The organism is Bacillus sp. MN7755 (genome assembly GCF_054771475.1).
Map to the genome: position 1 here is coordinate 278,991 of NZ_BTRL01000015.1, position 13,218 is coordinate 292,208.

Here is a 13,218-nt window from a genome sequence, read left to right on the forward strand (position 1 = left end):
ATGATGACCAATTTACAAAAGGAGTTTTTTAAACGACTAAAAATTCCTGCAAAAGAAATAACATTTAATGATTTAGATGAAATTCTCTTGAAAATGGGCTTGATTCTCCCCTATGAAAATCTCGATATTATGGCTGGTACTATTAAAAACATCTCAAAAAATAACTTAGTAGAAAAGTTACTTATTCAAAAACGAGGCGGTCTTTGTTATGAATTAAACTCCTTATTGTATTACTTTTTAATGGATTGTGGATTTCAAGTATATAAAGTAGCTGGTACTGTTTATGATCTTTACGATAATAAATGGAAACCCGATGATGGTCATGTCATTCTCATATTAAATCATAATCATAAAGATTATGTTATAGATGCAGGTTTTGCATCTCATCTACCTTTACATCCAGTCCCTTTTAATGGAGAAGTCATCTCTTCTCAAACGGGAGAATATCGAATTCGCAAACGAACTACCCGAAAAGGTACACACATTTTAGAAATGAGAAAAGGGGCTAACGGGGAATCTACAAATTTCTTGCAATCTGAACCTTCACATGAATGGAAAATAGGCTATGCTTTCACTTTAGATCCAATAGATGAGAAAAAAGTGAATAACATTCAAAAAGTAATTGTAGAGCATAAAGAATCTCCTTTTAATAAAGGGGCTATTACTTGTAAATTAACTGATTATGGTCACGTTTCATTAACAAATAAAAATTATACAGAAACCTTTAAAGGCACAAAAAATAAAAGTCCAATAGAATCAAAAGATTATGCTCGCATTCTTCGTGAATCTTTTGGAATAACGCAAGTGAAAAATGTAGGAAAAACACTAGAAAGAGGCTAGTTGACTAGAAGTATTCCATAATAAAGCAGATTCCATATTTAGAATCTGCTTTATTTTATATTTTGTTATAAAGAAATTTGTTTTGCTCTTACCCTTTAATTTTCAATAATATACTCATCATCATATTTATCGTATTGGAGCCCTGATCCTATTTTTGATTCCGTAACTTGATCTCTTAAAAACGGTGCAGCTTCCATTTTGCTAGTTGCAATTTCAATTCCATATTTTTTCGTTAAATGAGCCAACTCTATTAAAAACCACTCTCTTCGTAATGTAACTGGAATATCAAATGTTCTTCTTTTCATATATAATAGCACCTCTTTTATTTTCATAGCTTAAAAATATCAATAACTTCCAATGAAACATTATAGTATATGCATGTCCATTTTAAACGTGCTATTACAAAAAGAATACTTTAGTTTACATAAAATAATTATGTATTAGCAGAAAGAGGCTTGTCCTCCTCTTTCTACTCTAGAGATTTAAATTAAGAACATCTTGGTACACCTAAAGCTAAAAATAAACCAGCTACTCCTGCTGTAATCGGTACTTTCAACGTAATTACATCGTCTACTTTCGTTACTAAAAAGAACGCATTACCTTCTTGTAATATACAAGTTACCAATAATTGAAATTCCATTCAAATCTCCTCCTTTCAATCGACATACTATACTTTATGAATTCTCTTTAAAAACGTAATAGTAAATATATCTATTTTTCTGTATATAACAATAAATGTTTGTTAGTCTATTAAAATACTAATTTTCTAAATTTATATAAATCGTGTAATATCCAATAAGTTCCTATATAATCAATAGTGAAAATCTTACAAATGGAGGTATGAAAATGACGATTTTGAGTAATATTGGTGCAGCTTTATTTTTAATTGCTTTTATTCTTTTAATTCTATGTATCATTTCATTCTTTAAGAAAAATGGAAAAGCAAAACAGTATGGTCGTCCTGCCGTTATTCTTTTTATGATTTCAATTGTATTAATAATAACTAGTGCTGAGACCTCTAATAACCCAATTGTTGAATTCTTTTCTATTTTAAGTTTTGTTTTATTTGTTTTCTTCCTTGTTCTGGCAATTTTATCTGTAATTAAAAAGACAGGTGTAGCAAAAAAACAATTTATAATCACTGCTATTTTATTTGTCATTTTTGTTGCATTATTAAGTATTTCAGCTCCTTCTTCTGAAAAGACGGCAGCAACTAGTAAACAAGTTGCTTCTAACACTACAGAACACAAAGATAGCGACAAAAAAGAACTAGAAAAAAAAGAAGCGAACGAAAAAACTCAAAAGCAAGAAAATGAGAAGCTTCAAGCTGATGAACAAGCTCGTAAACAAGAAGAGCAAAAACGTCTGGCTGATGAACAAGCTCGCAAACAACAAGAGGAACAGAAAAAATCACAGCAAACTCAAACACAACCTGCTTCAGGAAATACTAGTAGTGCATATTACAAAAATTGTGCCGCAGTTAGATCTGCTGGGAAAGCTCCCCTATATAAAGGACAACCAGGTTATGACTCACATCTTGATCGTGATGGCGATGGAGTTGCATGCGAAAAATAGTAGTAAAAAAGAAGCTTCTAGTAAGCTTCTTTTTTATTATCAGAAACTATTACGACGAATTCCCCTCCCTCTTCCTTTTATAAAACTCATTTCATTATCCTTAAAACTGACACATTATAAGTGATTTCAATCACCACATTGTTTTTCATTTATCGCTATTCTTAATTTAGATATTACATTCAAACTTTATGGAGGCATTCATATGGAACATACATTTACTGAAACTTCTATTGTCGGTGAGATCGTTACACAATCTCCGAAAGCTAGTGATCTTTTCAAATCATATAGAATAGACTTTTGTTGTGGTGGTAATAAAACACTTATTGATGCAATTAATGAAAGAAATTTATCAGCAACAGAAGTACTTACAGAATTAAATACGCTTTATCATAATACGAAACTATTAAATGAATCTGAAATTGATTGGAAAAATGCTTCTTATCGTGAATTGATTGATTATGTAATTAATAAGCATCATCGTTATTTAAATGAAGAGTTGCCGCAGTTAAGCCCATATGTAACGAAAGTATTACGCGTTCATGGAGCGAATCAGCCTCATTTAGCTCAAATTCATAAGCTATTTCATGAACTTAAAATGGAATTAGAACAACATTTAATTAAAGAAGAAACGGAAGATTTCCCATTAATTTTAGAATTCGAACAAAATCCAACTGATGAAAACTATGCAAAGTTACGTAAAGTAGTAGATGAACTAGAAAATGAGCACAATCATGCCGGAAATATTATAAAAGAACTTCGTAAAGTAACAAATGACTTTACTCCTCCAGAAGGAGCTTGCGGCACTTATCGACTTGTTTATCAACGTCTTGAAGCGTTAGAGTCTGATTTATTTGAGCACATTCATTTAGAGAATAATATTTTATTTCCACGTGCAATTACGAGAGCATAAATAAAGTGCAGGACATGAGTATACATACTTATGTCCTGCTTTTTCATTTTGCGAAAAATATCCACATTCCCCTCACACAAATCCGAATTTTAACAAATTGTGAATCATTATAAAAATGTGATAAATATCACATCTCTCCCTTTTTTGATTTTCTATAATAAAAATATAATCCTTTGTTCAACATTTCACATAAAAAGGGGAAACGAAAATGAAAAAACGTTTAGTTATGATCGGAAATGGTATGGCTGGCATACGTTGTATGGAAGAAATATTAAAACATGATAGTGATTCATATGAGATTACTATTTTTGGAGATGAACCACATCCAAACTACAATCGCATTATGCTCTCTCATGTTTTACAAGGCAAAACAAATATGCAAGATATCATTATGAATGAATACAGTTGGTACGAAGAAAACGAAATAACTTTGTATACAAACGAAAGAGTTCAAAGTATTAACCGAGAAGAAAAAATCATTATCACAGAAAAGAATCGTACTCTTACATATGACAAACTCATTATCGCAACAGGTTCTAGTGCTTTTATTTTACCTATTGAAGGCTCCACCCTTCCTGGTGTAACAGGATTTCGAACAATTGAAGATACACAATTTATGATTGATACTGCTACAGAAAAGAAAAAGGCCGTTGTCATTGGTGGTGGATTACTTGGTTTAGAAGCCGCAAGAGGTCTTATTGACTTAGGAATGGACGTACATGTTGTTCATTTAATGCCTAGCTTAATGGAGCAGCAACTAGATACGAAAGCCGCTTCTCTTCTGCGCGAAGATTTAGAAGCACAAGGCATGAAGTTTCTAATGGAAAAGAAAACTGTAAAAATTCTTGGCACAGAACATGTTGAGGGCATTCAATTTGAAGATGGTGAAGTTGTAGATTGTGATTTAATCGTAATGGCTGTCGGAATACGCCCGAATACGCAAATAGCAAAAGATGCTGGTTTAATTGTCAATCGCGGTATTGTAGTTAACGACTATATGCTAACAAATGATGAATCCATTTATGCAGTTGGCGAATGTGCAGAGCATGACGGTATCGCATATGGACTTGTTGCTCCTCTTTATGAACAAGGTGCAATATTAGCAAAACATATAACGAATTTACAAACTGATGGATATACGGGCAGTATCGTCGGTACGCAATTAAAAGTTGCTGGTTGTGATTTATTCTCTGCTGGTCAAATTTATGAAGATGATCAAACGAAAGCAATATCCATCTTTGATGAATGTAAACGTTCCTATAAGAAAGTATTAATTCGTGACAATAAAGTCGTCGGTATCGTTTTATATGGTGACACAGCTGATGGTACACGCCTCTTTAGTATGTTAAAGAAAGAAGAAGATATACAAGAATATACACCAGCTTCCATTCTTCACAAAGCTGGTGAAGAAAGTGAACTTGACGTTGCTACAATGAGTGCGGATGACACGATTTGTGGATGTAATGGTGTTACGAAAGGTACAATCGTTCATGCCATTTTAGAACAAGAGTTAACGACTTTTGAAGAAGTTAAAGGCTGTACGAAAGCCGCAGGGTCTTGTGGTAAATGTCGTCCGCTTGTCGAACAAGTTTTATCTTATACACTTGGAGATGCTTTTGATGCCTCAGCGCAATCTGCCGGTATGTGTGGATGTACACCTTTATCCCGTGATGAAGTCGTAGCGGCGATTCATGAGAAAGGCTTAAAATCACCAAAAGAAGTACGAAATGTTCTTGGTTTTGTACATGAAGATGGCTGTTCGAAATGTCGTCCTGCATTAAATTACTATTTACGTATGGCCATTCCAGAAGAATATGAAGATGATAAATCGTCTCGTTTCGTTAATGAAAGAATGAATGGTAACATCCAGCATGATGGTACATTCTCTGTTATTCCACGTATGTACGGAGGTGTTACAACAGCTGATGATTTAATGAAAATTGCTGAAGTTGCGAAAAAATATGACGTCCCTCTTGTGAAAATTACAGGTGCGAGCCGAATCGGCTTATATGGTGTAAAAAAACAAGATTTACCTAACGTATGGGCTGACTTAAATATGACTTCGGGATATGCGTATTCAAAATCACTTCGTAATGTAAAATCATGTGTTGGTTCTCGTTTCTGCCGTTTCGGTACGAAAGATTCATTAGGACTTGGTATGCTCCTTGAACAATCATTAGAAATGGTAGATACACCTCATAAAATGAAGATGGGTGTAACGGGCTGTCCGCGTAACTGTGCGGAAGTATTGACGAAAGATTTTGGCGTTGTTTGTGTCGAAAATGGATACCAACTTTATATTGGCGGAAATGGTGGTACGGAAGTACGCGAGGCTGATTTTGTAATGATTGTCCCTACTGAAGATGATGTCCTTCGCATCGCTACAGCTTACATGCAATATTATCGTGAAACTGGTATTTACGGAGAGCGTACTGCCTACTGGACTGAACGATTAGGCTTCGATCACATAAAAGAAATACTGCAAGATGTAAATATGGTCACTAAGTTAAATGAACGTTTCCAAACAGCTCGTGGCACATATAAAGAAGCTTGGGGACAAGCACTAGAAACGAAATCATTAAAAGCGATGTATGAAGTAGAAACTGTGAAATAAGGAGCTGTGATCTATATGATACAAACGAAAGAAAAAATAAAAGTTATGCGTGCAGAAGATCTTCCTATTCAAATCGGTAAAGAGGTACAAATGAAAGGTATGTCTATCGCACTATTCCGCCTTTCAAATGGCGATATTCGAGCTGTAGAAAATCGTTGTCCTCATAAAAACGGACCATTAGCCGAAGGAATTGTATCTGGTGAATTCGTATTTTGTCCACTACATGATTGGAAAATTTCATTACTAACAGGTGAAGTTCAAAAACCTGATGACGGTTGTATTCAAACATACGAAGTAGAAGTTATTGATGGTGATATTTATATATACATGTAATTTATAAAAGGAAGCCTTCCCCTGGCTTCCTTTCACATAAAAATAGATGAGGTGCGAATATGAACGGATATGTATATTTAGTTGGTGCAGGACCAGGTGATGAAGGACTTATTACAAAAAAAGCGATAGATTGTTTAAAGCGTGCAGATATTGTTTTATATGACCGCTTATTAAATCCTACCTTTCTTAACTATACAAAAGAAACATGTGAACTTATTTATTGCGGAAAAATGCCAAAGAATCATACTATGCGACAAGAAATGATTAACGCACACCTCCTTCAATTTGCGAAGGAAGGAAAAATCGTAGTCCGCTTAAAAGGCGGAGATCCATCTATTTTTGGCCGTGTTGGTGAAGAAGCAGAAACTCTAGCATCTGCGAATATTCCATATGAAATTGTACCAGGCATTACATCTAGCATCGCCGCTAGTAGCTATGCAGGTATCCCCCTCACCCACCGCAACCACAGTAATAGCGTCACATTACTAACTGGACATGCAAAAGGCCCTTTAACCGATCATGGAAAATATAATTCATCCCACAATAGCGACACAATCGCTTACTACATGGGTATAAAAAACTTACCTACAATTTGCGAAAACTTACTACAAGCAGGAAAAAAAGAAGATACACCAGTAGCAGTTATCGAATGGGGTACAACTGGTAAACAGCGCGTTGTCACAGGTACACTTTCAACCATTGTTCTTATCGTCAAAAACGAAAATATTTCTAACCCTTCTATGACAATTGTTGGTGATGTTGTTTCTTTACGTAATCAAATCGCTTGGAAAGAACGTAAACCATTGCATGGCAAGAAGGTTTTAGTTGCATCTGCAACAAATAAAAAAAGCGCAATCAAGCAAATGTTACAAGAGTCCGGTGCAGAAATATATCAAATTCCAACTTTCAAAAAGAAAGAATACACATTAACACCTAAACAAACCAATGAGATTTTTAGCGTTGATCGCCTAGTATTTTGTTCAGCTGAAAGTGTAGAAATCTTGATGCGATCATTCAGTAAACACCAGAAAGATATTCGTTCCTTACAGGCGAAACTGCAGTATATAAACGTTGCCACTCAAGAAAAACTTATGCAATATGGGCTACTAAGTAAACAAGCAGAGTTCTCTTCCGATACTACTGTTTATTTAGGCAGAAATATTAACCGAATTGCTTTTATTCAAGAAAAAATTGGTGCTGGTTCTTATATGATGACTCATGAATATACAATTGACCATCGCTTCGATGAAATTCATTCTCGTATGCTTTCTGAATTCTCATGGGATAGCATTGTGTTTGAAGGGCGTGCCTCAATTGATACATTTTTATCAGAAATAAAACGTCTTGGCTTTATCGATATTCTTACTCTCCCATTCTCGTATACTGATATTCCAACTTTACACTATGCGAATAAAGTCGGATTCCATAATGTAGATCATCAATTACAAGACTTTATTATGAAGAAAGATTTGGTGGTACGATGAAAGGAATTGTATATGTTGGACACGGTAGTCGCTTGCAAGAAGGCAATGAACAATTCATTCACTTTATTCATTCTGTTATGACAGAACGTAACGAAAGAATTCAAAAAATAGCTTTTCTAGAACTAACAACACCTACCATTTCGGATGCAGTTACAGAAGCAATACTAGAAGGAGCGACTGAAATAATGATTGTACCAGTATTATTATTTGCAGCAGCTCACTATAAACGTGATATTCCTTTGGAGATAGCGAAAATGAAAAAGCAATATCCACATATCTCATTTTCAGTTGTACAACCTTTTAGTACGCATCCGCATATGGTTGAACTTGTAGTAAAAAGAATACGTGAAACTATGCCAATGCAAGGTAGTAGTGTTTTACTCGTAGGGAGAGGTAGTAGTGACCCCCAGCCGATACATGAGTTACAACAAATCGGAGCAGCTGTCGAACAAAAACTCGGTATGCGAGTATGTTGTTCCTTTTTAACGAAAGGAACGCCCTCTTTTACTGCTGAGCTCAAGACTATAACATCGACTGCATCTCATGTATATGTCATGCCGTACCTTCTCTTTACTGGATTATTGCTTCAAAAAATTAAGTTGCATACAAAAAAATACGATCACGTTACAACTTGCAACTGTCTTCAGTTTGATACATATATGAAGTTAACATTATTAGAACGAATGGAGGAATGTGTGTATGTATAACATGTACCCTCTTATGCTTAATCTAAATAAAAAAGTGGTTGTTATCATTGGTGGAGGTAAAATTGCATATCGAAAAGCGTCTGGATTAAAAGATACAGGCGCTTTTGTCACCGTTGTCAGCCCAGAAATTTGCAAGGAAATGAAAGAACTTCCTTATATTAATTGGAAGCAAAAAACTTTTTCTAATGATGATATTAAAGATGCTCATCTTATTTATGCAGCTACAAATCAACATGCTATAAATATGATGGTTAAACAGGCCGCCCATGATTTCCAGTGGGTTAACGTTGTAAGTGATGGTACAGAATCATCGTTTCACACACCTGGTGTCATCCGACATGATGAATATGTTGTCACTATTTCAACTTCAGGTAAAGATCCAGCGTTTACAAAGCGTTTGAAGCAAGAACTAACATCTATTTTTCCTAAACTTATAAAAAAGCTTTCTCGTACTCACAAATAATAATCTATTTCTTAGCTAAAATAGTAATTACCTTTGGACAAACGTTTTTTAGAAACGTTTGTCCTTTTTGTTTTGGTTCCTTTTTTGAAATTCCACAGGTAATCTGTGCAGAAAATGAATGGTGTTGGCAACTTGTAAACAATTAAATTTTATGACAAGTGCAACATTACGCGCAACTCGTTCAATTCAGTTTTTATATTGGGTATTCATTCAACCAAATTAGCGCTTGTTCATAATCATCAAAAAATTTCACAGATTCTTTTGTATTGGATTGTTGCAAATAATTCAGTATCTCCCCTTCTTCAAGAAGAAATGCAATTGCCTTACTATGATTCAAAATAGTTTCATTGAAGAACTTATCTTTCCATACTTTTTGAACAGAAAAATGATTTGGCTTGTATCCTTTTCTATCTACCAATAATTTGTATTTCCGCCCCTCAGAAATAAATTGGTGACAAACCTGCTCAAAGCTATTAAACCATTCATACACATCGTCTGTTTTAATCTGGCCAATTAGATGGGTAACAATCAAATCTCCTGAAATCGTTGTTCTAATATTCTGTTTACTCAACTTAGAATCATCCCCTTAGTTACAATTATGCGGAAAAACCGCATAAAATCAATAAAGATAAAATTCTTACTTGACACTCCCACCCCATCGCTATCAACTAAGCTCATGTAACGTCAATTATAAGCGAGATTGTGTCTTTTTTCGCAAGTCTATATGTAGATGCTTTAAAGATTTGCATACGAAATAACCCCTAATGAGTTTCCTTTTTTGAATTAAGTCGCTTAATTATCAGACATCGTACAATTGGAAACGAAACCCAATATATTAAAGACTGTTTTCTTCTCATATCGATGGGATTTCCGTCTATCATTTACCGCCTCAAATCTATTCGTTTTTGCACGTATATTCAAAACAAGATATATGACAAATAAATAACGACAGTTACTGTAATAATGCTGAAAAGTGTTGAAAATAAAACGATTTGTGCATGTAATTCAGGCTCTATTTGATACTCCATAGCAATGGTTGATGTATTTCTTGAAGTAGGAAAAGAACTTGCAATAAATAATGATTGTGCAACAATACCATCAATGTTTAGTAGGTAGATCATGGCAAGTGCTAATAATGGCCCCATCAATAATCTTCCAATTAAAGCCCATGTTATGACTCGATGGAAAAAATTAAGCTTAATGTTGGATAATTGCGCTCCTAGCAATATGAGTGCTATTGCAACAAAACTATTCGCAAGCTGATTAAGAGGTAGAAAGATAGAATTAGGTATTTGAATTGTAAAAGATTGAAAGAGAACCCCTAATACGAGCGCATGAAATACAGGCAGTCTTAGAAATGATTGAATAATACTTCCGATTGTTTTTGTTGCTGATAGTAAGTTATATATCCCATATGAATAAGTTAGAAGATTCTGGAAGATCACAATGAAAATCTGAATGGAAACCCCCACTGGATTGTGACTGAAAATCAATTGACTTACTGGTAATCCATAATTACCGGAATTCATTAACGAAATGCTATTTTTTAGAGCTGCACTTTCTCCTTTTTCTAACTTTAATATTTTTGAAATGAAATGACTTACTATGATCAGACTCAGACTATAAAGCATTAAATAGTATATTATTTGGAGCAACAGATCTATTTCTATACGAATATCATATATATTCACAAATACAGCCGCTGGCATCAAGCAATAAGTAATAAGTGTAGATAGCTGCTTTAAGTTAAATTGAAACTTTCTTTGTAAGATTGCACCAATTAGCATCAATATTAATATTGGTAATATCACGTCTAATATAATAAAAACAAACATGTAAAACCTCATTCCAAATATATTATAGTTGGATTAAACTCTTTACTAAATATGGAATGGACAAATTTAATTCAAATGTAGCTCCTGACGCTACCTAAAATACCATTTGAAAGCATTCGTACACAGAATGTTTTCAGTAGCTTGTTCATCAAATAGCTGTTGAATTAATTTGACATCTCCATACTCAAAAGGTATTTTTGCTCTTGTAGATGGTAAATCTGTCCCAAACATAAGTGCATCTGGGTTAACTTCATAAATCGACTTTAAGGCATTCTCAACATCTAATTCGCCACGACCAAATCAATAGCTTTCACAATTTCCCTCCCCTCTCTTTTCTTTAACATATCAAATATGACTCATAAAGAAAATTATGGATTATTTATACAAATTCATAATTTTATCTTATCGACCTAAACTGTATTCTTTATTTTAAGTGTACTTTTTCACAATATCCATTAGCCTTACCAAAAAATCTGGCCCTAAAAAATATGATGTTTTTCTTGTTATAAATACAGGCATATGTTGTTAAAACTTTGTAATATTAATATATATTATATCTTTATATAGATTAATAGATAATCTTTAGAAAGGAGCGACTATTTATCGATTCGTTAGTGATCAATAGTCATCGTTTAATTCAAAAGTTAATATTTTCGTTCTCGATATATTCCGAATGTTTTATGAGGATTTTTCGTTTGTTCATTTCAGTCTTATAACAATCGTACTGTTGCTTTTACTTTGGAAACTTTCAATAAGCAAAAAACTGAGTTCTCGATTGTAGAATTAGATTTAAGTTCATACATTTATCTCTTAATTTCTTTATCTGTAGGCAAAACAAATGCAGCTATTATACAAATTAACACTGTTAATCCACTAGTAAAAAAGGCTGATAATGCAGTTACTATACGAAGGATACTTACATCAATTCCATACTTGTCGCTTAAGCCACCTAATACACCTGATACTTGTTTATCTTTAGTGGACTTATATAGTTTTTTCATCTAAACACCCCCGATCCAATTAAATGTTTATATTCTAAAAATTAGTTCGAACTTTGGAAGAATTTTAAGATTCCTTTAACTAACCAGCCCTTTAATTGAAGAACTTCTGACATCTATATTTTAACATAAAATCCCATAAGCCTTCTGTTTTTCATTTTAAAACCACATTCTTTTAGAAAACAAGCGTTTGTTGAGATAGCAATAAAAACATGTTGAAACCTATTACTAAAAGAACCATCCCAAAATACTTTGGGATGGCTCTTTTTCTTTATTAATGATTCTTTAACATCACTAACAGTTTCTCTTGGCTATACATCCATACTGTAATGATTAAACAAGCAAGTGCGACTTCTGATAATGCCATAAATCCAATTGCATAATGACCTGTTAGTTGGAATAGTAAAGTTAAAATTAGAGGCGGGAAGAACCCTCCTAGTCCGCCTAAAGCTGAAACGAGGCCATTTACAATACCAGCTTGTTCTGAGAAATACATTGGAACGAGTTTGAAGATTGTACCATTACCGATACCTGCACAAAATGCGACTAGTAGGCAACCAAATGTATACACGTTCATACTAGGCATAAATGATAAAATAATACCTGAAAGTGTTAAACCGATAAATACGAAGATTAATATTTTAAATGGATTAAACTTATCACCGAGCCAACCACCAATCGGACGCATAATTGTTGCTAATACGATGAATCCTGCTGTCCGCATACCTGCATCTACTTTATCTAAGCCGAAGTGAGATACTAAGAAGTTTGGTAAGTATACTGTAAATGCGACAAATGATCCGAATGTTAAAAAGTAAAAGATACATAAAAACCAAAGTTTTTCATTTTTATATACACCTTTTATTTGTTCCATTAATGGTGTATTCACCTTTTTCTCCTTACGATCACCTAATAAAAAGTTCATAAGTGCAAACGCTGCAAGTAAAACTAAATAACATTGTACTGTCGTTCTCCAGCCAACTGAAGTTGCGATAACTGGTGCTAAAAATGAAGTAATTGCTGTTCCGGCGTTACCGACACCGTAAATACCATTTACAAAACCGTGACTCTCTTTCGGAAAGTATTTTGGTAAAGAAGTTACTCCTACAGAGAATACAGCACCACCGATTCCTACAAATAATCCACCAATAATTAAATCCATCATAGAATTGGCAACACTAATATAAAAGACAGGAAATAATAATAGAATAAAACTAATAAAGAATAATTTTCTTGCTCCGAAACGATTTGTCCAATAACCAATTGGAATGCGAAGAACAGAACCTAAAATAACCGGTACTGCTGTTACCATAGAAATTTGTCCCGCAGTTAATGGGATATCCGCTTTAATATAGGGCATTAATGATGATAAAATAACCCACACCATAAAACCGATAACTAGATTGGAAGTTTGTAAACTTAATTGAAAATTAGGACTTTTCATCCTGTTCCCTCCTAT

General features: G+C 33.8%; 13 protein-coding genes and 2 pseudogenes. 8 read left to right on the top strand and 7 right to left on the bottom strand.

The annotated features are described in order from the left end of the window. The gene (locus ACYVEC_RS18075; protein WP_460507605.1) at nt 1–840 is read left to right on the top strand and encodes an arylamine N-acetyltransferase family protein; all 840 of its coding nucleotides are present in this window, start codon (nt 1–3) and stop codon (nt 838–840) included. 95 nt (nt 841–935) lie between these two features. Here ACYVEC_RS18075 and ACYVEC_RS18080 read toward each other — a convergent pair whose 3' ends face one another. Next, the gene (locus ACYVEC_RS18080; RefSeq protein ID WP_000830253.1) at nt 936–1,145 is read right to left on the bottom strand and encodes a hypothetical protein; all 210 of its coding nucleotides are present in this window, start codon (nt 1,143–1,145) and stop codon (nt 936–938) included. A gap of 182 nt (nt 1,146–1,327) precedes the next feature. After that, nucleotides 1,328–1,480, bottom strand: coding sequence for an exosporium protein ExsG (gene exsG, locus ACYVEC_RS18085; protein WP_000395678.1), 153 nt, complete (start codon nt 1,478–1,480; stop codon nt 1,328–1,330). Nucleotides 1,481–1,686: 206 nt separating this feature from the next. Between exsG and ACYVEC_RS18090 the strand changes: the two genes are divergently transcribed. The 7 genes from ACYVEC_RS18090 (at nt 1,687) to ACYVEC_RS18120 (ending at nt 8,926) form a co-directional block, all read left to right on the top strand. Next, complete coding sequence (locus tag ACYVEC_RS18090) at nt 1,687–2,415, top strand: excalibur calcium-binding domain-containing protein (RefSeq protein ID WP_460507610.1); 729 nt, start codon at nt 1,687–1,689, stop codon at nt 2,413–2,415. Nucleotides 2,416–2,617: 202 nt separating this feature from the next. After that, the gene (gene ric / locus ACYVEC_RS18095; protein ID WP_098555935.1) at nt 2,618–3,325 is read left to right on the top strand and encodes an iron-sulfur cluster repair di-iron protein; all 708 of its coding nucleotides are present in this window, start codon (nt 2,618–2,620) and stop codon (nt 3,323–3,325) included. 208 nt (nt 3,326–3,533) lie between these two features. Continuing rightward, entirely contained in the window at nt 3,534–5,939 is a 2,406-nt protein-coding gene (gene nirB, locus ACYVEC_RS18100) for an NADPH-nitrite reductase large subunit (protein ID WP_098555934.1), read from the top strand. A 15-nt stretch (nt 5,940–5,954) separates the two neighbouring features. Further along, complete coding sequence (nirD, locus tag ACYVEC_RS18105) at nt 5,955–6,272, top strand: nitrite reductase small subunit NirD (RefSeq protein ID WP_000616692.1); 318 nt, start codon at nt 5,955–5,957, stop codon at nt 6,270–6,272. A 59-nt stretch (nt 6,273–6,331) separates the two neighbouring features. Further along, the gene (locus tag ACYVEC_RS18110; protein WP_063222694.1) at nt 6,332–7,756 is read left to right on the top strand and encodes a uroporphyrin-III C-methyltransferase; all 1,425 of its coding nucleotides are present in this window, start codon (nt 6,332–6,334) and stop codon (nt 7,754–7,756) included. After that, nucleotides 7,753–8,463, top strand: a complete 711-nt coding sequence (locus tag ACYVEC_RS18115) for a sirohydrochlorin chelatase (RefSeq protein WP_063222695.1) — start codon at nt 7,753–7,755, stop codon at nt 8,461–8,463. The genes ACYVEC_RS18110 and ACYVEC_RS18115 overlap by 4 nt, the downstream gene beginning before the upstream one ends. Continuing rightward, nucleotides 8,456–8,926, top strand: a complete 471-nt coding sequence (locus ACYVEC_RS18120; RefSeq protein WP_460507617.1) for a precorrin-2 dehydrogenase — start codon at nt 8,456–8,458, stop codon at nt 8,924–8,926. Before ACYVEC_RS18115 ends, ACYVEC_RS18120 begins: the two co-directional genes overlap by 8 nt. Nucleotides 8,927–9,119: 193 nt before the next feature. Here ACYVEC_RS18120 and ACYVEC_RS18125 read toward each other — a convergent pair. The 5 genes and pseudogenes from ACYVEC_RS18125 to narK all read right to left on the bottom strand — a co-directional run bounded on the left by ACYVEC_RS18125 (nt 9,120) and on the right by narK (nt 13,203). Further along, a pseudogene (locus tag ACYVEC_RS18125) lies at nt 9,120–9,604 on the bottom strand (STAS/SEC14 domain-containing protein). Nucleotides 9,605–9,843: 239 nt separating this feature from the next. After that, on the bottom strand, nt 9,844–10,761 hold the full coding sequence (locus tag ACYVEC_RS18130) for an AEC family transporter (RefSeq protein WP_063222698.1): 918 nt from the start codon (nt 10,759–10,761) through the stop codon (nt 9,844–9,846). Nucleotides 10,762–10,851: 90 nt separating this feature from the next. Next, nucleotides 10,852–11,061: pseudogene (locus ACYVEC_RS18135) on the bottom strand (amidohydrolase family protein); the annotation flags it as partial. Nucleotides 11,062–11,564: 503 nt separating this feature from the next. Further along, on the bottom strand, nt 11,565–11,762 hold the full coding sequence (locus ACYVEC_RS18140) for a PspC domain-containing protein (protein WP_063222699.1): 198 nt from the start codon (nt 11,760–11,762) through the stop codon (nt 11,565–11,567). A gap of 271 nt (nt 11,763–12,033) precedes the next feature. Then, nucleotides 12,034–13,203: a nitrate transporter NarK gene (gene narK, locus ACYVEC_RS18145; protein ID WP_063222700.1), complete on the bottom strand. Its 1,170-nt coding sequence runs from the start codon at nt 13,201–13,203 to the stop codon at nt 12,034–12,036. Between the last annotated feature and the right edge of the window lie 15 nt (nt 13,204–13,218).